We start from the raw sequence: 23967 nt of genomic DNA, 5'->3' as shown, positions 1-23967 counted from the left end.
TACAACGACGTCGAATGACGTGCCGTCACGCACCGACGTTCCCTGCTGCGTTCCGGCGGGCCGGACATCCGGGTCCGGACCGCCGCCGCGGAAGGAGAGGGTGGAGCGGACCGGTCAGGCGGCTTCCTTGATCATCGCCAGATAGATCTTCCAGGCCGTCTCGACCGAGACGCCGCCGGCGCGCGACCCGGCGGCCAGCATTGCGGCCGAGGGCTTCAGCGGAACGGGCGTGCTGCTGGGTTCGATGGTGGCGGACAGGGGGGCGCTGTCCACGCTGGACACGATCACCCCATGGATGCGCGAGTCGAGCGCATGCTCCACCGGGTGGCGTTCCTTCACAACATTCATCGCAATCGCGTTCATGGGGCATCTCCTTGCTTGCCCACCTCTCAGCAATCCCGATGCCAATTCCGAAAAGTTGCCGGCGAAGCGGCGGATGCCTTGGGTAATCCTTGATTCTGCGGCTTTTCCGTGTGCTCGGAGGGGTGGGGCGCAGCGGATCGGCGAATTTTCCTTCTGCAAAATGCCGGGGGATTCCCAGGGGCGCGTTTGCAAATTGCGAAGCAAACAGCGCAACGTCCCATTCTGAAGTTATCAACGTTCCGCCGGTTCTCACGTTTTTGCCACGGCTGGCTTTGGCGGGCGGCTTTGCGGTAAGGTCACCCGGCCATGACTGAACGGATCATCTTTCATATGTGCCGCGCCGCGGAGTGGGAACAGGCGCTTGCCGCCGGGGCCTACCACGGCTCGTCGCAGGATGCGGCGGACGGCTTCATCCATTTCTCCACCGGCGCCCAGGTCGAGGAAAGCGCCGCCAAGCACCGCGCCGGGCAGGACGGCCTCGTCCTGCTGACCGTGGACGGCGCGGCGCTGGGCGCTGCGCTCCGGTGGGAGCCGTCGCGCGGCGGCCAGCTCTTCCCCCATCTCTACGGCCCGCTGCCGCCCGCGGCGGTGCTGCGCGCCGATCCGCTGCCGCTGGGGCCGGACGGCCGCCACGTCTTCCCGGCGAGCTTCAAGGACACCACACCGTGATCGACCTGTTTCCCATCGTCGGCCCCGTCCTGCGCAGCTTCGATCCGGAGACGGCGCACGGGCTGACCATCAAGGCCCTGTCGAGCGGGCTGATGCCGCCGGTGCGGGAAAAGGACGACCCCATCCTGCGGACCACGGTGATGGGGCTGGACTTCGCCAACCCGGTCGGCCTCGCCGCCGGCTTCGACAAGAACGCCGAGGTGGTCGACGCCATGCTCCGGCTGGGCTTCGGCTTCGTCGAGGCGGGCAGCGTCACCCCCCGGTCGCAGCCCGGCAACCCCAAGCCGCGCCTGTTCCGCGCGCCGGAGCAGGGGGCCGTCATCAACCGCATGGGTTTCAACAACGAGGGGCTGGAGCCCTTCGCCCGGCGGCTGGAGCGGCGCCTGTCCGGCAAGAGCAAGGCGCCGGGACTCGTCGGGGCCAACCTCGGCAAGAACAAGGACACGGTGGAGGCTGCGGACGATTACGTCCTCGGCGTGACCCGGGTGGCTGCGCTGGCCGATTATCTGGTCGTCAACGTGTCGTCCCCCAACACGCCGGGCCTGCGCGCTCTCCAGGGGCGCGACCCGCTGCGCACCCTGCTGGGCCGCGTGCTGGATGCCCGGAGCGCCTGCAAGCTGGCCAAGGCGCCGCCCGTCCTGCTGAAGATCGCCCCGGACCTGACCGACGAGGACAAGGCGGATATCGCCGCGGTCGCTCTGGAGTCGGGCATCGACGGGCTGATCGTGTCCAACACCACCATCGCCCGGCCGGCGGAGATCCCGGAGCCGCTGCGCGGGGAAGCCGGCGGCCTGTCCGGCAAGCCGCTGTTCGCGCCCTCCACCGCGGTCCTGCGCGAGATGTATGGGCTGACCGGCGGCAAGCTGCCGCTGGTCGGAGTGGGCGGCATCGCGTCGGGCGCCGACGCCTATGCCAAGATCCGCGCCGGCGCCTCGCTGGTGCAGCTCTATTCCGCGCTGGTCTATGCCGGGCCGGCGCTGGTGCTGGCGATCCGCCGCGACCTCGCCGCCCTGCTGCGCCGCGACGGCTTCGCCTCGCTGAGCGACGCCGTGGGGGCGGATCACCGCTGAGCGGGCGCATGGCGGCCCTGGCGGTCTTCCTGCACAGGCTGGCCGTCGCCGCGACGGCGGCCGCGGTGGCCATCGGCCTGCCGGAGTTGCGGCCCGGCACCGACCCGGCGGTGGGGTGGCTCGGCGGTGGGCTGGTCCTTCTGGCGGGCGTCGTCGTGGATCGGCACCGCCGGCTGACCAGCCGGGAACATGACACCCTGCGCCGCCTGGATCGCCTTCAGAAGAGCGTGGATGCTCTGGCCGACCGGCTGGATCGGGGGATCGCGCCCGCCGAAGCCGGCGACAACGCCGCCAGCCATGAGACCGTCCTTCAGGAGGTGAGGCTCCTGCACACACTGGTCGCGCGGCTCGGCGACCCCCGGCCGCCCGAGGTCCCTGAACCGCCGCCGGCGCCCCGCCCATCCCGGGCGGCGTTCCAGGCACCGCGCCCGCCCGACCTGCGGTCACCGACCATTGCCGAAGCGACGCCGATGGACGGCGCCGCGGTTCTGGAAGCGGTGCGCGAGGCGCTGGCCGCCGACCGGATCGACATCCACCTCCAGCCCATCGTCAGCCTGCCGCAGCGCAAGCACCGCTTCTTCGAGGTGTTTTCGCGCGTGCGCGCCGCCGACGGGTCGCTGACCCTGCCCGACCGCTATTTGGAGATCGCGGAGCGCGCGGGGCTGATGGCCACCATCGACAATCTCCTGCTGGTCCGCTGCGTCCAGCTGATCCGCGAGACGGAGCGGCGCCAGCACGCCATCGGCTTTTTCTGCAACATGTCCGCCGCCACGCTCAGCGACGCGGCCTTCATGCGGCAGTTCCTCGATCTGCTGGCCCGTAACCAGACGCTGGTGCCAAAGCTGGTGTTCGAGTTGAGCCAGCAGGAACTGCGGGCGGGCGGGACGGTGACGATGGGCATCCTGTCGCAGCTGTCGCGCATCGGCTTCCGCTTCTCCATGGACCGGGTGAGCGACCTGGACATCGACGTGGATGCGCTGCTCCGCCACGAAATCCGCTACGTGAAGCTGGATTGCGGCCTGTTGCTCGACCCCGTCATGGCCCCGCGCCTTGAAGCGCTGCGCCGCCGTCTTGACGGCACGGGAATCGATCTCATCGCCGAGAAGATCGAGACGGAGGCGCAGCTCGACGCGATCCTGCGCAACGGCATCGATTTCGGCCAGGGCTACCTGTTCGGCGAGCCGCGCCTGGCGCGCAAACCGCCGTGAAATAATTTTGCAAGGAAATTCGCCGTTCGGGCGGCGAATTCGGGCCGGAAATGCCCCCGGCGCCCTTGACAGAAAGCCCACCCGCATTAGAGATTTCGCCTCCCGGCATCCGCCGGGTGCGATGCAAACAGTCAAATGGTGACTTCGGTGACGTCCAACATCGCCATCACGCTGCCCGACGGCAGCGTGCGGGAGTTCGACCGGCCGGTGACGGGGCTTGAGATTGCCCAGTCCATCGGGCCGCGCCTTGCCAAGGATGCGCTTGCCGTCAAGCTCGACGGCGAGGTGAAGGACCTCACCACCACCGTCACCACCAACGCCAAGATCGAGATCGTCACGCGCAGTCATCCCGACGCGCTCGAGGTCATCCGTCACGACGCCGCCCACGTTCTCGCCGACGCCGTGCAGAAGCTCTATCCGGGCACGCAGGTGACCATCGGTCCGGCGATCGCCAACGGCTTCTATTACGACTTCGCGCGCGAGGAGCCCTTCACGCCCGACGATCTGCAGAAGATCGAGGCGAAGATGCGCGAGATCGTCGCCAAGGACGTTCCCATCGTGCGCGAGGTCTGGACCCGCGACGATGCGGTCGCCTACTTCAGGAAGCTCGGCGAGCATTACAAGGCCGAGCTGATCGAGGCGATCCCGGCGGACCAGGACATCAGCGTCTACCGCCAGGACGACTGGCTGGACCTGTGCCGCGGCCCGCACGCCCCGACCACGGGCAAGGTCGGCAACGGCTTCAAGCTGATGAAGGTGGCCGGCGCCTACTGGCGCGGCGACAGCCGGAACCCGATGCTCCAGCGCATCTACGGCACCGCCTGGCGCGACGAGAAGGAGCTGAAGGCCTACCTGCACCAGTTGGAGGAGGCGGAGAAGCGCGACCATCGCCGGCTGGGCAAGGAGCTGGACCTGTTCCACGTGCAGGAGGAGGCCGTCGGCTCGGTCTTCTGGCACCCGAAGGGCTGGACGCTGTTCCGCACGCTGGAGACCTACATCCGCACCAAGCTGAGCCAGGCGGACTACGTCGAGGTCAAGACGCCGCAGCTCATCGACAGCTCGCTGTTCAAGGCGTCGGGCCACTGGGACATGTATGGCGACAACATGTTCAAGGTCTCGGCCGACGACGGCGAGAAGATGCTCGGCATCAAGCCGATGAACTGCCCGGGCCACGTGCAGATCTTCAAGCATGGGCTGCGTTCCTACCGCGACCTGCCGATCCGCATGGCGGAGTTCGGGTCCTGCCACCGCAACGAGCCGTCGGGCGCGCTGCACGGCATCCTGCGCGTGCGCGCCTTCACCCAGGACGACGCCCACATCTTCTGCACCGAGGATCAGGTGGCGAGCGAGGCGGCGGAGTATTTCAAGCTGCAGCTCGGCGTCTACCGGGACCTGGGCTTCGACAAGATCGCGGTGAAGCTGGCGCTGCGTCCCGACGTGCGCACCGGCTCCGACGACCTGTGGGACCGGGCGGAGGGCGCGCTGCGCCAAGCGCTCGATGCCGCCGGGCTGGAGTATGAGGATCTGCCGGGCGAAGGCGCCTTCTACGGCCCGAAGGTGGAGTTCCACCTGACCGACGCCATCGGGCGCACCTGGCAGTGCGGCACGCTCCAGTACGATCCGAACCTTCCCGAGCGGCTCGACGCCTCCTACATCGGCGAGGACGGCGCCCGCCACCGTCCGGTGATGCTGCACCGGGCCATCCTGGGCTCGCTGGAACGTTTCATCGGCATGCTGATCGAGCATTACGCCGGCAAGTTCCCGATGTGGCTCTCCCCGGTCCAGGCGGTGGTCTGCACGATCACCAACGAAGCCGACGGTTACGGGCAGGAGGTTGTCAGCCTGCTCAAGCGCCGCGGCATCCGTGCCGAACTCGACACCCGGAACGAGAAGATCAACCTGAAGGTCCGCGAACACAGCCTTCAGAAGGTTCCCGTGCTGGTGGTCGTGGGCAAGCGCGAGGCGGAGGAACGGACGGTCGCCCTGCGTACCCTCGGTGGTAAGGATCAGGAAGTTCTTGCCCTCGACGCCGCGCTCAATAAACTGAGTGAGGAGGCGCGGTCCCCCGCGGGCGCCGCCGCCTTCGATTCGCCGTTTTAACCGACCGCACCGTTGGGGCGGGCTTCCCTCCGGGAGGTCGCGCCCCGGTGGGTTTCCAGTCATGGAGAAGCGTCCATAGCCAGGATACCGTCCGAAGCCGCTCCGACCCGCGATGGACCGCGGGTAAACCGGGAGATCACGGCTCGCTCGATCCGTCTCGTCGGTGCCGACGGCGAGATGGTGGGCGTCGTTTCGCTGCGCGATGCGCTGCTGGCCGCTGAGGATGCGGGTCTCGACCTCGTCGAGATCGCCCCCCAGGCTGAGCCTCCTGTCTGCAAGATCCTCGACTATGGCAAGTACAAGTACGAGGCGCAGAAGAAGGCTGCCGAGGCGCGCAAGAAGCAGAAGATCATCGAGGTGAAGGAGATCAAGCTCCGACCCAACATCGATGACAACGATTACGACGTGAAAATGCGCTCGGCCCGCCGCTTCCTTGAGGAAGGCGACAAGGTCAAGGTGACCATGCGCTTCCGCGGGCGTGAGATGGCGCACCAGGATCTTGGCATGAACGTGCTGGTCCGCGTGCGCGACGAGCTGGACGAACTGGCGAAGGTCGAGCAGATGCCGAAGCTCGAAGGCCGCCAGATGGTGATGGTCCTGGCGCCGAGGTGACTCTTCGGCGCGACGGCCCGACCGCCGTCCGCAGAGCACGCGCGTTCCAGAAAAAGCCCGCCGTTTCCGGCGGGCTTTTTTGTTGCGCGGCGGGGCCGCTCCGCAATTACGGGGTAGCGGGATTGTGAAAGCGGGGCGGTGCGCCGACGTGAGGCTCGTTCCGCCTCCAACATCCGGCCGATGCCCCGACCATCCCTGTTCCGCCGCGCCGCCCTGGCCCTGACGCTCGCGCTGCCGCTGCTGTCCGGCCTGTCCGCGCCGCTCCCCGCGCAGGCGTTGGACCTGTTCGGGGACGAGTTCCGCACCGTCGACGACGTGCTGGCGTACAACCGCGGCCATGGTGTGCGCTTCCTCGACCGGCAGGGCCGCTTCATCGGCTCCATCGGCGAGACGTACGGCGACACGCTGACGCTGGAAAAGCTGCCGAAGCACCTGATCCAGGCGCTGATCGCCAAGGAGGACCGGCGCTATCTGGAGCATGACGGCATCGATTTCCAGGGGCTGGCCCGCGCGCTGGCCGTGGCGGTGACCTCCGGCCGCTTCAGCCAGGGCGGCAGCACGCTGACCCAGCAGACGATGAAGCTGATTTTCCTCAATCGCTACAACCGCTGGTCCCGCAAGGCGTACGAGCTGTACAGCGCCAGCGATTTCGAGGAGCAGCTCGGCAAGAAGAACGTCCTGTACCTGTACCTCAACCGCGCCTATTTCGGTTTCGGCGCGTACGGGGTGGACGCAGCGGCCCGCGTCTTCTTCGGCAAGCCGGCGGGCAAGCTGTCGCTGAAGGAATCGGCGATGCTCATCGGCGCGCTGCCCGCTCCCTCCCGCCTGAACCCCTTCGCCGACCTGGAGAAGGCGGAGGCCAAGGCCGCCCTGGTGCTCGACGCCATGGCCGATGCGGGCTTCATCACCGAACGCACGGCGGAGCAGACCAAGCGCCAGCGCCCGATGCTGGCCGCGGCCAACAAGGCGGCGGTGCTGTCCACCGGCCACTTCCGCGAGACGGCCAAGGCCCGCTTCGACCGCTTCGCCGCCGACCGCTACGGCGGCAACCTGCCGGGACCGACCTTCACCGCGCGCACCACGCTCGACCGCGACCTTCAGGCAGCTGCCCTGCGCAGCGTGGAGGCCACGGTGAAGCGCCACGCCAAGAGCCTGGGCGGTGCCGAGGTCGCCCTGGTGGCGCTGGACGGCGATGGGGCGATCCTGGCGATGATCGGCGGACGCGATGCGGCGGCCCGGCGCGATCACTTCAACCGCGCGCTCCAGGCGCGCCGCCAGCCCGGCTCGGCTTTCAAGCTGTTCGTCTTCCTGGCGGCGCTGGAGCGCGGGCTGACCCCGGACTCCCGCGTCGACGGCTCGCGCATGGAGTTCACGGACGGGCGGGCCATCCGCAATTTCGACAACCGCTACCCGTCGTCGCTGACGCTGGCCGACGCCTTCGCCCATTCCACCAACACGGCCTCGGCCCGGCTGACCCGCGGCCATGCCGAGGAGGTCGCCGCCGCCGCCCGCCGTCTCGGCGTCGAATCGCCGCTGGAGCCGGATCTCGGCCTCGCGCTGGGGGTCAGCGAGGTGTCGCTGCTGGAGATCACCCAGGCCTACGCGGCGGTGGCCAACGGTGGCAGCAAGGTTGACGGCTATCTGTTCCAGCGCATCGGCGATCCCGCTGGGCGGACCATCTACAGCTACACCCCGCCGAAAGCGGAACGGGCGATCGACCCGCAGACCGCCGCCACCCTGAAATTCATGCTGGGCGAGGTGATGCGGGACGGCACCGGCAAGACGGCGCGCCTGCCAGCGGCGCTCGCCAAGCGTGGGGCGGGCGGCAAGACCGGCACCACCAACGATTACCGGGACGCCTGGTTCATCGGCTTTGCCGACGGCGTGGCCGGGCGCGGGCTGACGGTGGGCGTGTGGGTCGGCAACGACGGCAACACGCCGATGAAAGGGGTGACCGGCGGCTCCGTCCCGGCGGAAATCTGGCGCCGCTTCATGGTCGAGGCGGCCCGGGTGAAGGGTTAGCGGCCCTTTGCCCCGGCGAGCAGGGACGCCCCGACGAAGCCCAGCGCCCGCCCGTTGCGCCCGACCTCGTACCAGGACCCGAAGACGGCCATCACGGTGACCGTCTCCCCCCGCTCCAGGACGTCCGCCACCTTGGCATCGCAGAAGGGGGCGACGCGCAGGTTCGCGGCGGCACGGACGCGCACCCGCGTCCCCACGGCGATGGCCGGGCGGCGCGTGTCGGCGCTGCGTTCCTCGGCGATGGGACCGGGCAGGGCGCAGCCGCGATCCTCCTTGGAAGCCTTGGCGTAGCCGCCCTTGAAGCGGTTCGTCGGCGGGTTTTCCGCGACCGCCGTGGCTGCCGGGCTGGCTGGTTTGCGGGCGGGCAGGGGGAGGTTTCCCATCCCGGGATCGGTCGGCACCGGAGGCTCCGCCGCGGGAGCAGCGGCGGCAACCGGTTCAGCCGCCGTCGATGGCGCTGGCGCGGTCAGCACCGGCACAGGAAGCAACGGTGCCAGCCCCTGCGGCGGCGCCTTCCCCGCCGCTCCCAACGGGGTCAGCCGGGGAAGCACGGCGGTCGGCGGCGGGCGCGGTGTGAAGGTCGGTTCGGCCTCGTCCGCTTGCGCCGAAGGGCCGCCGAGCAGCGCCAGCAGGCCGAGGAGGGGAAGGGCGACCCGGCGCATCCGCCGCCTCAATCCACGACGACGCGGGCGATCAGCGCGGGCAGGGTCTGGCAGCGGAACAGCCCGTCCAGGGTCTGCTGCTCGGTCAGGCGCAGCGACAGGGCGCAGCCGTAGGCGTTCACCGTCAGGGTGGTCTGCGCCAGGGTGCCGACGGCGGCGGAGGGTTTGGCGATGCTGTAGCCGGGGGCGCCCAGCCGCCCGGCGAGCGCGCCGTTGACCGGGTTGAAGGAATCGATCTCCAGCGTCAGCGGGCCCAGGTTGGTCAGCACCGCTTCGGAATGCGGGTCCTCCTTCGTCGCGTAGAGCTGCACCGGCACCGCCTTGCGGCGGGCGATCCAATCCTTCAACGCCAGATTGCCCAGCACCGCGTCGCGGCTCTGCAGCGCCCCCTCCAGGGCGATCTGGCGCAGCGAGGGGTCGTTGCCGCCGAGCGCCGCCTCGTAGGCGGCGATCCGCGCCGGGCGGTCGGCGCCCTGAATCCGGGTGCGCAGGTCGGCGATCCGCGCCGCACGGGTCTCCTCCCGCCGCCGTTCGGCGGCGGCGCGCTCCTCCTCCGCCTTGGCCGCGGCGGCCTGCCGGGCGAGCAAATCCTCCTCGCGGCGGCGGCGGGCGTCCTCCTCGGCGCCGCGGGCCTCGGCGTCGTGGGCGATCTGGTCGCGCAGGCGGTTGGCCTCGGCGGAATCGACCAGCACCGGGCGGCCGGGAAGCTCCTCCAGCGGCTGGCCGATGCCCTCCAGCACCTCCGGGTTGCGCAATTCGATGCGCGCGCTCCAGCCGTTGGGGCCGCGCGTGGCGAGCGCCGTGGCGGTCAGCGTCTTCTCCAGCCCGGCCTCGGCGACGGGGCGGATGAAGGTGACGGCGCCGTCCCGGCTGTCCACCATGTAGGTCGGGTGGGCGAGCCGCAGCTTGGCCCCGATTCGGAGGGCGGTGCGCGAGTCGGTGGATTTCGCGGCGGGCTTGCCGTCGGGCGCCGGGGCGGGGATCGGTTCCGCCGACACCTCCTCGACGGTCCAGAGCGGCGGTACGAGGCGCGACACCTCGGCGCGGATGTGGTCGAGGGGCAGGTCGGACGCGCGGGCCGGCAGGACGGGTGCCAGCCCGGCCATCAGCGTCACCGCGATCCCCCACGCCGCCGGTCGCACCATCTCTCGTTCTCCACCGGAAGTGACCACTACAGCTTGTGCCGGTTCGTCCAGGCACTGGTACAGCGAAGCCGCCAGCGAAGGGAAGCGGCTTTTGCCCGGCCCGGGGCGTTGCTGTGGCTGGAACGGTGAACCCCGGGCCGGGATCGCGACCCCCGGTCGAAATTGGCTTTGTGCCCACACGCCGCTTGCAATATCATCATACAAGTGAATGTATATTCGCCGGAAACGCGAGCGCCTTTCCGCAACGGCAGGGGACCAAGGGCAACGATATGGCGGGCAGACAGGGGAACAAGGAAGGGCCGGTCCTGGTCTGTCGCAATGTCAAGGTTTCGGGCCGACGCACCAGTCTTCGGATGGAGCCCTATATTTGGGACTCCTTGAAGGAAATCTGCGAGCGTGAGGGACTGACGCTGAACGACATCTGCACCCAGATCGATCAACGACGCGGGGAGGCGAATTTGACCGCCTCGATCCGCGTCTTCATTGTCAGCTATTTCCGCAACGCCATCGGAAGCCGTGGCTTCTCCGAAGACGGGCCGTCCAGCATTCTGCGCAAGGCCATGGACGACGCCATACCGCCCTTCGACTGAAGAGCGGGACGGGACGCCTTCCGTCCTACCAGCGCAGGCTGGGCAGGCCGTAGGTCGGCTGGTGGCCGGATGCCGCGGCGGCGGCGGCCAGCTTGGCCGAATCGACCGCCTCGCCCCAGGCGCCGCCCAGCTCTTCGCGATGAATGCCGAAGGTGACCAGCGCCACGTCGATCCCGGCGGCGTTGGCTCCAGCCACGTCGGTGCGCAGGCTGTCGCCCACCGCCAGGATGCGCCGCTTGTCCTTGATCCCCATCAGCGACAGGCAGCGGTCATAGACCGGGGCGTGGGGCTTGCCGTGCCAGAACACGTCGCCGCCCATCGCCTCGTAGCGCTGGGCCAGTGTGCCGGCGCAGATGACCATCTGCTCGCCGACCATCACGATCAGGTCGGGGTTGGCGCAGACCATCGGCAGGTTGCGGCGGCGGCAGGCCTCCAGCGCCGGCTCGTAGACCGACAGCGATTCCCCGAAGTCGACGATGCCGGTGTTCACGACGAAATCGGCCTCGTCCGGCGACGCCACGAGCGTGTAGTCCAAACCCTCGTACACGTCCATGTCACGGTCCGGACCGATGTGGTAGAGGCGCCGGCCCAGAGCGGCGTGCCATGGGTCGTCGCGGTCGCGCAGCGCGTCGTAGGCGGCCTCGCCCGAGGTCATGACGTGATGGTAGCGCTCGCGCCCGATGCCCATGCCGTCGAGCTTGGCGATGACGCCGGCGGTGCGGCGCGGCGCGTTGGACAGCAGGCAGATCACCTTGCCCGCCGCGCGCAGCCGGTCCAGGCACTCGGGCACGCCGGGATAGGGTTGCTCGCCGTCGTGCAGGACGCCCCACAGGTCGAGGATGACCCCGTCGTAACGGTCGATGACGGATGCGATGCCGGAAAGCTGGACGATGTCGGTCATGATGTCCGGTGGTGTGACGGGCGGGAAAGCGGGGTGGCGGCTCAGCGGCCCTGCGGAGCGCGTTTGGGCTCGGCGAGAAGCTCCGCATAGACGGCCAGCGTGTCGGCGCACATGCGCTGCTTGGTGTAGCGCTCGGCGACGAAGGCGCGGGCGCGGGCACCGATGGCGTCGCGCTGCTCCGTCGTCAGGGACAGCGCCTCGTCCAGGGCCTTGGCCAGCGCGTCGGGATCGGCGGGCGGCACCACCCAGGCGGTCTCGCCGGGAATCACCGTCTCCTGGTAGGCGCCGATGGCGGAGACGATCACCGGGCGGCCCATGGCCTGCGCCTCGACGATCACCCGCCCGAAGGCCTCGGGCTCCTGCGAGGCGGAGACGACGACGGTGGACAGCCGGTAGGCGGCGGCCATGTCGTTGCAATGGTCGGTCATCGTGACGACGCCCTCCAGCCCGGTGCGGCGGACCTGCTCCTCCAGCTCCTGGCGGTAGCCGGTGCGGCCCTGGTCGGACCCGACGAGCAGCGCGCAGACGTCCTTGCGCCCCAGCTTCGCCAGCGCGTCGATCAGCACCGTCTGGCCCTTCCAGCGGGTCAGGCGGCCGGGCAGCAGGATCACCGGCTTGTCGTCCGGCAGCCGCCACTTCTGGGCGAGCTGGATCATGCGGGCGGAACTGACCCGTTCCGGCGCGAAGGACAGCGGGTCGATGCCGCGGTGGATGGTGCGGATGACCGCCGGATCGACGTTGTAGTTTTCCAGGATGTGGCGGCGGATGAAGCCGGAGATGGCGATGATCCGCTCGCCCCGCGCCATCACCGAATTGTACCAGCGCTTCAGCCCGTTCTTGTAATTGTACGGGGCGTGGAAGGTGGTCATGTAGCGAGCGCCGGTCGCCTGGCAGGCCAGCCAGGCGCTCCAGGCCGGGGCGCGGGAGCGGGCGTGCACGATGTCCACGCCGTTCTCGCGGATGATCGCCTCCAGCTTGCGCGCGTTGCGGCGGATGACCAGCGGGTTCTTGGAGGCCAGCGGCAGGGTGATGTGGCGGATGCCGGCGCGGTCCAGTTCCGCCGCCATCGGCCCGCCCTCGGACGCCACCAGCGGCAGCGCGCCGGCCTGGGCCAGTGCCAATGCCACGTCGATGCAGCCGCGCTCCGCCCCGCCGGTGACCAGCGCCGGCAGCACCTGGAGAACGACCGGCCGGCGGCCTGCGGCCGCGAAGGCGCCCTTCGCGAAGGCACCGCCCGGGTTGCGCGGGTCCTCGCCGGTGCTAAGCTGGGATTCGACGTCCATAGTCACAGATTCCTAAAGTCCTGGCCCACAGAGGTGTCCGAAATGACCGAACCCGCAGCCGGCCCCGTCCCGTCGCCGGGCGGCGCGCACCATAGCCTGAAGCGCGGCGCCGCGACCATAGCCTATCGTCACACCCCCGGCCGCGACCCGGAGGGGCTGGCCCCCGGCGTGATGTTCCTCGGCGGCTTCATGTCGGACATGACCGGCGCCAAGGCTCTGGCCCTGGAAGCCTGGGCGGCGGGCGAGGGGCTGTCCTTCACCCGCTTCGACTATCAGGGGCACGGCGCCTCCAGCGGCCGGTTCGACGAGGGCACCATCGGGCTGTGGGCCGACGACGCGCTGGCCGTGCTGGACCGCGTGACGGTGGGGCCGCAGATCCTCGTCGGCTCCTCCATGGGCGGCTGGATGATGCTGCTGACCGCGCTGCGCCGTCCGGAGCGGGTGGCCGGCCTGGTGGGCATCGCCGCCGCCCCGGACTTCACCGAGGACCTGATGTGGGACCTCTTCGACGAGTCCGTCCGCCGCGAGATCATGGAGGCGGGCCGTTGGCTGCGCCCCTCCGACTACGGGCCGGAGCCGCAGCCGATCACCCGTGCCCTGATCGAGGACGGGCGCAACCACCTGCTGCTGCGCCAACCCATCGCCCTCGACAAGCCGGTGCGCCTGCTGCACGGCATGGCCGATCCCGACGTGCCCTGGCAAGTCAGCCTGACCCTGGCCGACCGTCTGAGCAGCGCGGACGTGCGGGTGACGCTGGTGAAGGACGGCGATCACCGCCTGTCGCGCGACCAGGACATCGACCTGCTGTGCCGCACGGTGGCTGATATGGTCCACGACCTCGGCTGAGGGATGGGGGGGCGGTCCGCCCTGCAAATCATCCTGAAGGCGGTGCAAGATTTTTCCAAAAAAGTGATATCAGGGGCTTGCGCGCCGCCTTCGGGCTGGATATAAACGCGGCCTCTGCGGAGGGGTGGCCGAGTGGTTGAAGGCGCACGCCTGGAAAGTGTGTATACCTCAAAAGGGTATCGAGGGTTCGAATCCCTCTCCCTCCGCCAGATTTTCTCAGCACGCTGCTGAGGGAAGCCGGTTCTTAGACCAAGCCGGCTCAGCCGATTTCATAGAATCCATTCACGCCATACTCGCTGTGCCGGCCTTTCCTTGCGGAAGGGAACGGCGGGTGTCGCGTGGACTATTCCCGTTTCTTCGTCCGTTGCCGCGAGGCAAGAATCTCATCGACGGTGACCGGGCGGAAATCCCACACATCCACACCGACGTCGAATTGCCGGGGCATGCCCTTCAACTGGCCGTGGCTGTGGCCGTGCAGGTTCAGGGCGCCCTTGTACATGCCGTTCCAGGTGCGGAAGGCGTAATGGCATAGGATCAAGCGCCGCTCGTCCAGCAGGAGTTCCGCGTAAGGCTGCACGCTCGCCCAGCCGGCCAGGGCCAGGGTGGCGGGGCCGTCGTTGTTGCCGGTGATCAGGTGCTTGCTGCCGTGCAGGCGCTTCAGAAGCGCCGCCATCGCGTCCGGCTTGCGATGCAGGGCGAAGTCGCCCAGGTGCCACACGGTGTCGTCCAGGCCGACCGTGGCGTTCCAGTTGGCCACCATGGCCTCGTCCATCGCCGCGACCGACGCGAAGGGGCGGCGGAAGCGGCTGAGCGCGCCGGTGTGGCCGAAATGCGTGTCGCTGGTGAAGAAGACCGCCATCGGGAGGCCTCAACGCAGCGGCGGCGCAGAGGGTTCCCCGCGCCGCCGTTTGCCGCCGTCCGTCAATCGTGCTTGTGCCCGTCCGCCGACGGATCGAGCAGCCGGTGCAGGTGCACGATGAAGTAACGGGTGTGGGCGTCGTCAATGGTCATCCCGGTGGCGCCGCGCCATGCCTTGTACGCCTCGTCATAGTTGGGGAAGATGCCCACGATGTGGACCTTCGTGGGATCGACGAACTGATCGGAATCGGGGCGGACGAGTTCGCCGCCGAAGACCAGGTGGAGAAGCTGCTTGTCGGGCATGACGCGGGCATCCTTGATTGGACGGGGTTGGGACGGGGGTGGCCGGATTTTTGAGTACGTCATATCCGCCGTCCGCCCGCTTCTTCAAGTGCAATGACAGTGCTGTGCCGTCACCTTCCCCCCCGATTGTCGCTTTTTTTCGGAAAGTTGGGCAAAAAGCACCGCCTTGGGGCATAGTCTAAGGAAGAACAGAAGAAGCGAGGGGTGATTCATGGTTGTTGGTAATACCACAAATCGGACGAAAGCCCGGCGCGACGTGGCTGTCTGGGACTTGCCGACGCGCCTGTTTCATTGGAGCCTGGTCCTTCTGGTGACGGTCGCGGTGGTCTCCGCCAAGACCGACCGCATGACCATCCACATGCTGGCGGGGGAGGCGATCCTGGCGCTCCTGCTGTTCCGGCTCGTCTGGGGGCTGATCGGCAGCCAGACGGCGCGCTTCAGCCATTTCGTGAAGGGGCCGCGCGCCGTCCTCGCCTACGCCTGCGGGATGGTCCGCGCCGGGCGCGGCGGCAGGGAGCCGGCGCCGGTCGTCGGGCACAATCCCATGGGCGGGCTGATGGTGCTGGCGCTGTTGGGGGCGTTGACGCTCCAGGCGGTGGCCGGGCTTTTCACCTCCGACGACATTCTGGTGGACGGGCCGCTGGTGGCGCTGGCATCGGGAAGTGTCGTGGCGGCGTTCAGCACGCTGCACCGCATCCTGGCCGACGGGATCCTGATCCTGATCGGCGTGCATGTGCTGGCCGTGCTGGCCTATCTGGTGGTGAAGCGGGACAATCTGATCCGCCCGATGGTCACGGGGCGGAAGGCGATCCCGGCGGACGCGCCGGTCGAATCGCCGAAGCGCCGCCCGGCGGCTCTGGCTTTGGCGGTGCTGGCCGCGGCGGCGGGTCTGGTGGCGGCGGTGGTGCAGGCGGGCTGAGGGTTCTGGTCCCACGGTTCCTTCCCCGCACCCGGCGAGGAAGGAATTCGCGGGCTTGCCGAATCAGTCGGCGCGGTAGCTCTCGTGGCAGGCCTTGCAGGTGCCGCCCACGGCGGCGAACTGCTTGGCGGTGGCGGCCTTGTCGCCGGTGGCGGCGGCGGCCTCAAGACCCTTGGCGGCGGCCTCGAAGGCCTGGGCCTTGGCGGCGAAGTCGGCGGTGTTCGCCCAGATGTCGGCCTTGGCCTTGGTGTCGCCCTTGTCGCTGCCCGCCGGGAACAGGGTCGGGATCTGGGCGCCGAAGGCGCTCATGCGCTGCGCGACCGGGCCGACCTGGGCGACCTTGTCGCTGCCCAGCAGGTCCTTGATCTCGGCCATCGCCTTCTTGTTGGACTCGAACCCGTCCTTGCGCGCCTTGATCGGGTCCTGGGCCATCGCCGTGCCGCCGACGCCGACGCCGACGAAGAGCAGGGCGGCCATGGCGGCCAGCGTGACGCGGGTGAGCATGCAGATCCTCCGGATGATGGATTCGATTAGAAAGAGGTAAGATACCCCGTCCGCGGCGCAGGCTGTCAAGCCGGGCTCGCGCGGTGCAGCAGGCGGCTTTCGGCCGAACGGCGCGTCCGTCTGCCGGGAAACCGCCCGGCGCGGGGAGTGATCGGCTTGCAAGAGCAATAAGGCGGAAGTAAGGTCCCGCGTCGCGTTCGCGCGGTCATACCAAGTTCTCACCCGAACCTTCCGCCACCTTCGTCATAGGGGCCAGTACGCCATGTCGATCATCGCGTCCCGTCTGTCGCGCATCAAGCCCTCGCCGACCATCGCCGTTACCCAGAAAGCCCGCGAGCTCGCGGCGGCCGGTCGCGACGTCATCGGCCTCGGCGCCGGCGAGCCGGACTTCGACACCCCCGACAACATCAAGGACGCCGCCATCAAGGCCATCCAGGCCGGCGACACCAAGTACACCGCCGTGGACGGCACGCCCGCGCTGAAGAAGGCCATCTGCGCCAAGTTCGAGCGCGAGAACGGCCTGAACTACGCCCCAGACCAGATCACGGTCGGCGTCGGCGGCAAGCAGGTGCTGTACAACGCCCTGATGGCGACGCTGAACCCCGGCGACGAGGTCATCATCCCGGCCCCCTACTGGGTGTCCTACCCGGACATGGTGGAGCTGGCGGAAGGCACGCCGGTCTTCGTTTCCTGCCCGGCCGAGCAGGGCTTCAAGCTGCAGCCCGCCGACCTGGAGAAGGCGATCACGCCGAAGACCAAGTGGCTGATCCTGAACTCCCCGTCCAACCCGTCGGGTGCGGCCTACACGCGCGACGAGATGAAGGCCCTGACCGACGTGCTGGTGAAGCACCCGCAGGTCTGGGTGATGACCGACGACATGTACGAGCACCTGCTCTACGACGGCATCGAGTTCGTGACCCCGGCCCAGGTCGAGCCGGCGCTGTACGACCGCACGCTGACCGTCAACGGCGTGTCGAAGTCCTACGCCATGACCGGCTGGCGCATCGGCTACGCCGGCGGCCCGAAGGCGCTGATCAAGGCGATGGGCGTGATCCAGAGCCAGTCGACCTCCAACCCGACCTCGATCGCCCAGGCCGCCGCCGTCGAGGCGCTGAACGGCCCGCAGGACTTCATCGCGGAGCGCGCCGCGGTGTTCGCCCAGCGCCGCGATCTGGTGGTGTCGATGCTGAACCAGGCCAAGGGCATCTCCTGCCCGAAGCCGGAAGGCGCCTTCTACGTCTACCCGTCCTGCGCCGGCACCATCGGCAAGACGACGCCGGACGGCAAGGTGATCGAGACCGACGAGGACTTCGTCACCTACCTGCTGGAGTCGGAAGGTGTTGCGGTCGTCCAGGGTTCGGCCTTCGGCCTCGCCCCGCATTTCCGCATCTCCTACGCGACCAGCACCGAGGCCCTGGAAGAGGCCTGCAAGCGCATCCAGCGCGCCTGCGGCAATCTGAAGGACTGATCTCCGGCGGTTTCGACCGGTGAAAAAGAAGAGGGGGCCGAAAGGCCCCCTCTTTTCGTTTGTGCGCCTCTGTTTTATGCGCGGGGGTCGACGCCCGCGGTGTGCAGGGCCGGCGCGGCGTCCTTGGCCGACACCAGCCGCAGGACCACGGCGCCCGCCGTCGCCGACAGGATCGACCCGGCGAAGACGCCCACCTTCACCGCGTCGCCCAGCTCCGGCGAGGTCGGGAAGGCCAGCGCGCCGATGAACAGGCTCATGGTGAAGCCGATGCCGCACAGCAGGGCGACGCCGTAGAGCTGCGCGGTGTTGGCGCCGGCCGGCATGTTCGCGAAGCCCAGCCGGATGGTCAGCCAGGCGGTCCCGAACACCCCCACCATCTTGCCGAGGAACAGGCCGAGCGCGATGCCCAGCGGCAGCGAGCCGGTGAGGATCGAGGCGTCCATCCCGGCGAAGGACACGCCCGCGTTGGCGAAGCCGAAGACCGGGACGATCAGGAAGGCCACCCAGGGGTGGATGCCGTGCTCCAGCCGGAGCAGCGGCGCGTGGGGGTCCGCCGCCTCGCCGGAGGTGGGGCGCAACGGGATGGTCAGGGCCAGGGTCACGCCGGCCAGCGTCGCGTGCACGCCGGACAGCAGGACAGCGCCCCACAGACCTGCGCCCAGGACCAGATAGGGCAGGAGGCTGCGCACGCCGAACCGGTTCAGGCCGATCAGCGCCGCCAGGAGCAGCGCCGCCACGCCGAGCGCGGGCAGGGACAGGTCGGCGGTGTAGAACAGGGCGATGATGATGACCGCGCCCAGGTCGTCGATGATCGCCAGGGCCGTCAGGAAGATCTTCAGCGAGACCGGAACGCGCGGCCCGAGCAGCGACAGCACGCCGAGCGCGAAGGCGATGTCGGTCGCCGCCGGGATCGCCCAGCCGTTGACCGTTGCCGGGTTGCCGGCGTTGAAGGCCAGATAGACCAGCGCCGGCACCAGCATGCCGCCCGCCGCGGCGACGCCCGGCAGGATGCGGCACGACCAGGTGGAGAGCTGGCCGTCGAGCATCTCCCGCTTGATCTCCAGCCCGACCAGCAGGAAGAAGATCGCCATCAGCCCGTCGTTGATCCAATGGCCGATGCTGAGACCCAGGACATAGGTGTGCAGCGTGTCGAAATAGGCGGTGGACAGGGGAGAGTTCGCCACCACCAGAGCCAGCGCCGCCGCGACCATCAGCAGAATGCCGCCCGACGCCTCGTTGCTCATGAACTCCCGGATGAAGGCTGCCGGGCGCCGGCCGGCGGGTTGCTTGCGAGCATCCATGGCGCTTGTTTCCTTTCCTGTTCGGCCGAAGGCGGGATTTGTTGGGTTGGTGAGGAAGCAATTTGTGAAAAGAATGTGGCGTCATGGCGGCTTCGCCATGACGCCAACGCAGGTTTCTTCTCAGCCGCGCGTCATCACATGAGGAACTTCGTGATGAGGACGTAGAGCGTCAACCCGACCAGGCTGATCGTTCCGCCCCAGGCCCAGGCGAACTGGAGCTTGCTCGGCAGCAGATCGCGCTCGAAATCGCTGGTGAAGTTGTCCTTGACCGCCTTGATGGTCAGCCAGAACAGGACCGGCGAGAAGACCAGCGCCATGACCGAGGCGAGCTGGACCACGAAGATCGGCTCGGGCAGGCCGTACACCACCGCGATGCCGGCGACCAGCCACACCACCTGCATGCCGCGGTAGAGCAGCTTGCGGATCGCCGCGGTGTCCCAGTCGCGCTTCAGACGGACCACGCACTCCTCGAACAGGCGGGCCTGGCCGTCGAAGTAGGTGAAGACGGTGGAGAACAGCGCGGCCACGCCGCCGGCGATGATGACCGGGAAGATCCACGCGCCGAAGGTGTCGGTGTAGATGCTGGCGATGGTCACGCCCATCTCCGAGCCCTTGGGCACCAGACCCTGCGGGTGCAGCACCACGGCGCCGACGATCAGGAAGATCATGCCCGACAGCATCGAGATGACGTAGCTGATGTTCATGTCGCGCTTGAACAGGATCAGGCTGTTCTTCATGTAGTTGGGGTCCATGTGCACGGTGTGCCCCTGGGCCCGCATCTCGTTGACCTTGACCATGCCGGCCTTCTTGTCCACCGCCCAGTTCGACTGCATGGGCGCGACTTCCAGCGTGGTCGGGAAATAGCCGAACATGGCGCCGAACAGCATCATCGACCCGATCGGCGGCAGGGTCGGCAGCAGCCGCGACAGATACTCGCCCGGCGGCGGGGCCTGGAGCGCGAAGGCCACGAAGCAGGACACGGCGAAGACGATGATGAGGATCTTGCAGATGCCCTCGACCGCCTTGTAGCTGCCCATCCACAGGATGCCGACGGTCAGCAGCAGGATGGCCACCGCCCAGAGCTGCATCGACATGAAGGGGAAGGCCGCCCACATCAGCGCCGCGCAGCCGAGCGCGCGGCCGGCGATGCCCACGGTGTTGGCGAAGCCCTGGAAGATCATGAACCACAGCGGCCAGGTGCCGACGCGGTGGTATGCGTTGATGATGGATTCGCCCTTCACCATCGTGTAGCGGTGGGCGAATTCGAAGGCGCAGTATTTGATGATGTAGGCGGCCAGAATCACCCACAGCAGATCGTAGCCGTAGAGCGCGCCTGCGGTCGGCGCGTGCATGATGTGGCTGGCGCCAATGCCGGTCATCGCCGCGGCGATGCCGGGTCCCATGGCCTTCCAGGTGTCCATGAAGCCGGTGCCGGGGGCTTCAAGCCGGATGACCTTCTTGGTGCTTCCATCCGCGGCGGTGCCGCCATAGAGGCCATCGGCGTCGATGGCCGCGCTGTTCGTCGAGCTGACGCTCATTCCCGTTCCTCCCTAGGATTGGCCTGTCGATTGGCGTCGGGCCGTTCGAGGATTGATCGGCCCGGTTCCGTCCGGCTCCTTTCCTGATCCGTGCTCTCTTGCAGGGGGCTGGTTTCCCGCATGCCATAGTTTGGTATGCCAAATATCAGCGAGGCGTAGGAAAAAAAATCTGGCGAGAGGAGGCGTTTTTCAGACTCAGAAAAAGAATCAAAACTCGGGACTAAAACTGCCTCTACCCATATTGGCTATGGTCAATGCGTGATTCATAAAAAGGAATTCATGATCAAGTTGGTTGGTTGCGCAATGTAACGAATGCATCCATATGCTGATCGACTCAGCGAGCTTGGGCCGCACGCTGCGTCGCCTCCCCAAAGGCTGTCCCTGTTGAGTCAGGGGCAGCCTTTTCGCGTCTCAGTATTATGAAGACGGAATTTTTTTGATATCTTTAGGGATGAAAACTGATGGCGGCGACCGCCAAATCCCGCAGCGGCGTCGGCACGGGAGACGCATCAGCTAGGTTTTTAATCCATAGCCTGCGCGAATTTTAAAGCCGCGCCGCTCAGCGCGAAGAAACCGCACCGATGTGTTGGTTTTCCGCCCTGTGAAAAAAGCGCAGGTCCTGCGGAACGGAAAGCATCTATGCTGAAGGGTAAGGCGAGCGGGAAGCCGTGCAACGCGCGCCGGCCAATCTGTTGTCGGGGCGTTGCCTCAGAGGATTGCGCTGCCCGAAGCCGGCGCACCGACCAGTTTGTGCGGGAACTTCCATGGTTCTGGAACCGATCTCACTCGCCGTGGCGCTGTGCCTTGCCACCTTCGCCGCGACCGGCATCGCGTCCGTGCTGACCGCGGTGTGGGGAAGCCACCGGGATCCGGGCGCCCTTGTTGCTCCCGTGCGACCCTGGGGGCGGCCAGCCAACATGAACCGGCCTCCGCGCGGGACCCGCCGTCATCTGTGGATTGCGACGGAAACCTCGGATTGACGCCGTATCGGTGTGACGGCGTCGAACGACAAAAAACGCGCGGATTTGAATAACGCTGGAATCAGAAAGGGCCGCGACTGGATCGCGGCCCTTTCGTCGTCCGGTGTCGTCCGGCTGTCCGCAAGGCATGCTCACAGGACGCCGTACAGACGGGACTTCTCGCACCAGGCTTCCATGAAGGACTTGAAGGCCTGCAGGAAAGTCGAGCCCTTCGTGCCGTTCTGGTTGGCATGCAGATGGGTCACAGTCGCGTAGGTCATGATCGTCTCCGTCGTTCGATGAAGACACTGTATCTTGGTATACCAAATACCAGAAGCGCAATCGATGCATCGCTCTCTTGCCCTCATCACATGGCGGGTTATGAAAGACTTACTTATTGTTTGCCGCACTGATTTATTGTTGAGCGGATTTTCTTTCTCCGGTCTTGCGCCCGCAAGACCGCCGCGCGCCGTCCGGCCATGAAAAAGGGGCCGGAGGACGCTCCCCCGGCCCCGCGCACCCGCGCACCGCCACTTATTGCGCGGCCAGCGTCTCCTTGCGGATCTCCACAGCCTTGTCGGCGGCCTTGCCGGTCAGCTCCTGCAACCGTTCGAAGCTCCAGGTGAAGGTGCCGACGCCGAGCGACAGGGAGCGCAGCTCGACGATCAGATCGTGCATCTCGGCCTGCGGCAGATAGGCCTTCACCTCGTCCCAGCCCTGCCAGCCGGGGCGCGCGTCGTAGCCGAGGATCTGCCCACGCCGCCCGCTGACCAGCCGCTGCACCTTCGAGGTGAAGTCGCTGGGCACGGCGATGGAAACGGTCAGGATCGGCTCCAGAAGCACCGGTTCGCAGGCCGGAAGCGCCTCGGTCATCGCCTGCCGCGCCACCGTCTTGAAGGCCATCTCGGAGCTGTCGACGGCGTGGAACTGGCCGCCGGTCAGCTTCACCGCGAAATCCACCACGGGGAAGCCCAGCGGCCCGCGCACGGCGTAGTCGCGCACGCCGGTCTCCACCGCCGGGATGAACTGGCGCGGCACGACGCCGCCGACGATGCCGTCCTCGAATTGGAAGCCGGTGCCGCGGGGCAGCGGCTTGACCTCCACATGGATGTCGGCGAACTGGCCGTGGCCGCCGGTCTGCCGCTTGTAGCGGGCGTGGTGGGCGGTGCCCTTGCGGATCGACTCCCGGTAGGGCACCTGCGGCGGCACGCCCTTGACCGAGACGTTGAACTTGTTGCGCAGCCGGTCCATGGCGATCTGGAGGTGGATGTCGCCCTGGCCCCACAGCACCAGTTCGCCGGTGTCGGTGGACTGGTCCAGACGCAGCGACGGGTCCTCCTCGACCAGCTTCTGGATGGCCGCGGTCAGCTTCACCTCGTCGTTGCGGTTCTGGGCGTGCAGGGCGAGGCCGAAGACGGGTGGCGGCAGCTCCGGCCACAGCGGCGACCGGCCGGCGTTGCCCTTGTCCGTCAGCAGGTCGCCGGTCGCCGCCTTGTCGAGCCGGCCGAGCGCCACCACCTCGCCGGCCGTCGCCTGGGACAGCTTCTCCTGATTGTGCCCCATCATGCGGAAGACGCCGGACACCCGCTCCCCGCCCAGCGTCATGCCGTCGTTGACCGTGCCCCGCCAGACCCGCGCGAGGCTGATCTTGCCGGCATGGGAGCCGTTCAGCGTCTTGAAGACCTGGGCGGCCACCGTCGCCTCGGCGGGAATGCCGGCGCGCTCCGCCGAGATGGCGACGTCAGGCCCCTCGTGGCGCAGCGCCTTCAGCAGGCGGCGGATGCCATTGTCGTTCTCCGCCGAGCCGAAGAAGACCGGGACGATCAGGTCGTCGGCCAGCTCGCTGGCCAGCCGGTCGTAGACCTCCTGCGTGTCGGGTGCGACGTCCTCCAGCAGCTTTTCCAGAAGCGCGTCGTCATAGTCGGCCACGGCCTCCAGCATCTCCTGCCGGGCCTCGTGCTCGCGGTCCTTCAGGCTGTCGGGGATCTGGACGAGGTTGGACGGCTTGTGCGGGTTGAAGTGCCAGGCGCGCTCGCTGACCAGATCGACGAAGCCGGTGATCTTCCCGCCCTCGCGGATCGGCACCTCGCGCAGCACCAGCTTGCGCGCCGACACCGCCTGATAGGCCTGCACCACGTCGCGCACCCGCAGGTCGCCCAGGCTGTCCACCTTGTTGATGAACAGCAGGTGGGGGATTCGGTTGTCGTCGAGGAACTTGAACAGGGGGGCGAGCAGCACGGCCTTTTCCGGCGCCGCCTCGGCCACGATCACGGCGACGTCCGCCACCATCAGGGCGCTCTGCGTCTCGCAGGCCAGCTCCACCGAGCCGGGGCAGTCGAGCACGCTCCAGCGCTCGCCCAGAAACTCGAAGGAGGCGACGTTGACCTCGACGCTCATCTGCCGGGCCTTGGCCTCGGGGGAGCTGTCGCCGACCGCGTTGCCGTCGCGGACGCTGCCCTTGCGCGTGGTCGCCCCGGCGGCGGACAACAGGCTTTCCAGAAGCGATGTCTTGCCGCTGAGATAGGGGCCGACCAGCGCGGCGCAGCGGGCCGTCTGGATCTGTGAATGGGGCATGCACACCTCCCGTATGGCGTCTTCCCGTGTGGGCATCGGCCGGAACGCCGGGTGGCCTGGGTGGGCCGGGTG

22 protein-coding genes and 1 tRNA gene are annotated in these 23967 nt (G+C 68.0%); 11 read left to right on the top strand and 12 right to left on the bottom strand.

The window, feature by feature from the left end; genetic code table 11:
• Positions 1 to 114: 114 nt before the first annotated feature.
• Positions 115 to 363, bottom strand: a complete 249-nt coding sequence (locus GBZ26_RS11085) for a hypothetical protein (RefSeq protein WP_174438881.1) — start codon at positions 361 to 363, stop codon at positions 115 to 117.
• Between the two features lie 306 nt (positions 364 to 669).
• Between GBZ26_RS11085 and GBZ26_RS11080 the strand changes: the two genes are divergently transcribed.
• The 6 genes from GBZ26_RS11080 (at position 670) to GBZ26_RS11055 (ending at position 8044) form a co-directional block, all read left to right on the top strand.
• Positions 670 to 1032, top strand: coding sequence for a DUF952 domain-containing protein (locus tag GBZ26_RS11080; protein WP_174438880.1), 363 nt, complete (start codon positions 670 to 672; stop codon positions 1030 to 1032).
• Positions 1029 to 2102 (top strand): quinone-dependent dihydroorotate dehydrogenase, encoded by a 1074-nt coding sequence (locus GBZ26_RS11075; RefSeq protein ID WP_174438879.1) that lies wholly within the window; start codon positions 1029 to 1031, stop codon positions 2100 to 2102. The genes GBZ26_RS11080 and GBZ26_RS11075 overlap by 4 nt, the downstream gene beginning before the upstream one ends.
• A gap of 8 nt (positions 2103 to 2110) precedes the next feature.
• Positions 2111 to 3310, top strand: coding sequence for an EAL domain-containing protein (locus GBZ26_RS11070; protein WP_174438878.1), 1200 nt, complete (start codon positions 2111 to 2113; stop codon positions 3308 to 3310).
• A 135-nt stretch (positions 3311 to 3445) separates the two neighbouring features.
• On the top strand, positions 3446 to 5410 hold the full coding sequence (gene thrS / locus GBZ26_RS11065) for a threonine--tRNA ligase (RefSeq protein ID WP_174438877.1): 1965 nt from the start codon (positions 3446 to 3448) through the stop codon (positions 5408 to 5410).
• An 84-nt stretch (positions 5411 to 5494) separates the two neighbouring features.
• The gene (gene infC / locus GBZ26_RS11060) at positions 5495 to 6022 is read left to right on the top strand and encodes a translation initiation factor IF-3 (RefSeq protein WP_035675720.1); all 528 of its coding nucleotides are present in this window, start codon (positions 5495 to 5497) and stop codon (positions 6020 to 6022) included.
• Between the two features lie 180 nt (positions 6023 to 6202).
• Positions 6203 to 8044 (top strand): transglycosylase domain-containing protein, encoded by a 1842-nt coding sequence (locus GBZ26_RS11055; protein ID WP_174438876.1) that lies wholly within the window; start codon positions 6203 to 6205, stop codon positions 8042 to 8044.
• Here the strand turns inward: GBZ26_RS11055 and GBZ26_RS11050 are convergent.
• Together GBZ26_RS11050 and GBZ26_RS11045 are read right to left on the bottom strand one after the other, a co-directional pair.
• Complete coding sequence (locus GBZ26_RS11050) at positions 8041 to 8706, bottom strand: SH3 domain-containing protein (protein ID WP_174438875.1); 666 nt, start codon at positions 8704 to 8706, stop codon at positions 8041 to 8043. The genes GBZ26_RS11055 and GBZ26_RS11050 overlap by 4 nt on opposite strands.
• A gap of 8 nt (positions 8707 to 8714) precedes the next feature.
• On the bottom strand, positions 8715 to 9851 hold the full coding sequence (locus tag GBZ26_RS11045) for a hypothetical protein (RefSeq protein ID WP_174438874.1): 1137 nt from the start codon (positions 9849 to 9851) through the stop codon (positions 8715 to 8717).
• 269 nt (positions 9852 to 10120) lie between these two features.
• On the opposite strand from GBZ26_RS11045, the gene GBZ26_RS11040 reads away from it, so the two are divergent.
• Entirely contained in the window at positions 10121 to 10441 is a 321-nt protein-coding gene (locus GBZ26_RS11040) for a ribbon-helix-helix domain-containing protein (RefSeq protein ID WP_082188189.1), read from the top strand.
• A gap of 25 nt (positions 10442 to 10466) precedes the next feature.
• Here the strand turns inward: GBZ26_RS11040 and GBZ26_RS11035 are convergent, their stop codons facing one another.
• Together GBZ26_RS11035 and GBZ26_RS11030 are read right to left on the bottom strand one after the other, a co-directional pair.
• Positions 10467 to 11342, bottom strand: a complete 876-nt coding sequence (locus GBZ26_RS11035) for a TIGR01459 family HAD-type hydrolase (protein ID WP_174438873.1) — start codon at positions 11340 to 11342, stop codon at positions 10467 to 10469.
• 41 nt (positions 11343 to 11383) lie between these two features.
• Positions 11384 to 12625, bottom strand: coding sequence for a glycosyltransferase family 4 protein (locus GBZ26_RS11030; RefSeq protein WP_174438872.1), 1242 nt, complete (start codon positions 12623 to 12625; stop codon positions 11384 to 11386).
• Positions 12626 to 12667: 42 nt separating this feature from the next.
• Here GBZ26_RS11030 and GBZ26_RS11025 point away from each other — a divergent pair, with 42 nt between their 5' ends.
• Together GBZ26_RS11025 and GBZ26_RS11020 are read left to right on the top strand one after the other, a co-directional pair.
• Entirely contained in the window at positions 12668 to 13471 is an 804-nt protein-coding gene (locus tag GBZ26_RS11025; RefSeq protein ID WP_174438871.1) for an alpha/beta hydrolase, read from the top strand.
• 118 nt (positions 13472 to 13589) lie between these two features.
• Positions 13590 to 13680, top strand: a tRNA-Ser gene (locus GBZ26_RS11020).
• 134 nt (positions 13681 to 13814) lie between these two features.
• On the opposite strand, the gene GBZ26_RS11015 is transcribed toward GBZ26_RS11020, so the two are convergent.
• Together GBZ26_RS11015 and GBZ26_RS11010 are read right to left on the bottom strand one after the other, a co-directional pair.
• Complete coding sequence (locus tag GBZ26_RS11015; RefSeq protein ID WP_174438870.1) at positions 13815 to 14330, bottom strand: metallophosphoesterase family protein; 516 nt, start codon at positions 14328 to 14330, stop codon at positions 13815 to 13817.
• 62 nt (positions 14331 to 14392) lie between these two features.
• Positions 14393 to 14632 carry a DUF4170 domain-containing protein gene (locus GBZ26_RS11010; protein WP_035675610.1) on the bottom strand — a complete coding sequence of 80 codons (240 nt, stop codon included), beginning with the start codon at positions 14630 to 14632 and terminating at the stop codon, positions 14393 to 14395.
• A gap of 256 nt (positions 14633 to 14888) precedes the next feature.
• On the opposite strand from GBZ26_RS11010, the gene GBZ26_RS11005 reads away from it, so the two are divergent.
• Positions 14889 to 15551, top strand: coding sequence for a cytochrome b/b6 domain-containing protein (locus GBZ26_RS11005; protein WP_343207223.1), 663 nt, complete (start codon positions 14889 to 14891; stop codon positions 15549 to 15551).
• 63 nt (positions 15552 to 15614) lie between these two features.
• Here GBZ26_RS11005 and GBZ26_RS11000 read toward each other — a convergent pair whose 3' ends face one another.
• Positions 15615 to 16055, bottom strand: a complete 441-nt coding sequence (locus GBZ26_RS11000) for a c-type cytochrome (protein WP_174438868.1) — start codon at positions 16053 to 16055, stop codon at positions 15615 to 15617.
• Between the two features lie 262 nt (positions 16056 to 16317).
• On the opposite strand from GBZ26_RS11000, the gene GBZ26_RS10995 reads away from it, so the two are divergent.
• Positions 16318 to 17523 (top strand): pyridoxal phosphate-dependent aminotransferase, encoded by a 1206-nt coding sequence (locus GBZ26_RS10995; protein WP_174438867.1) that lies wholly within the window; start codon positions 16318 to 16320, stop codon positions 17521 to 17523.
• Positions 17524 to 17597: 74 nt separating this feature from the next.
• Here GBZ26_RS10995 and nhaA read toward each other — a convergent pair whose 3' ends face one another.
• The 4 genes from nhaA to GBZ26_RS10980 form a co-directional block, all read right to left on the bottom strand.
• Positions 17598 to 18824: a Na+/H+ antiporter NhaA gene (gene nhaA, locus GBZ26_RS10990; RefSeq protein WP_174438866.1), complete on the bottom strand. Its 1227-nt coding sequence runs from the start codon at positions 18822 to 18824 to the stop codon at positions 17598 to 17600.
• Between the two features lie 134 nt (positions 18825 to 18958).
• Entirely contained in the window at positions 18959 to 20362 is a 1404-nt protein-coding gene (locus tag GBZ26_RS10985) for an Nramp family divalent metal transporter (RefSeq protein WP_174438865.1), read from the bottom strand.
• Between the two features lie 1111 nt (positions 20363 to 21473).
• Positions 21474 to 21602: a hypothetical protein gene (locus GBZ26_RS30630; RefSeq protein ID WP_257722158.1), complete on the bottom strand. Its 129-nt coding sequence runs from the start codon at positions 21600 to 21602 to the stop codon at positions 21474 to 21476.
• Between the two features lie 253 nt (positions 21603 to 21855).
• Entirely contained in the window at positions 21856 to 23895 is a 2040-nt protein-coding gene (locus tag GBZ26_RS10980) for an elongation factor G (protein ID WP_174438864.1), read from the bottom strand.
• Positions 23896 to 23967 lie beyond the last annotated feature (72 nt).

Source organism: Azospirillum formosense, from assembly GCF_013340925.1.
In the GTDB taxonomy this organism is placed as follows: domain Bacteria; phylum Pseudomonadota; class Alphaproteobacteria; order Azospirillales; family Azospirillaceae; genus Azospirillum; species Azospirillum formosense.
The sequence above is the reverse complement of the archived record's forward strand: the minus strand, read 5'-3'. Positions and strand labels throughout refer to the sequence as shown.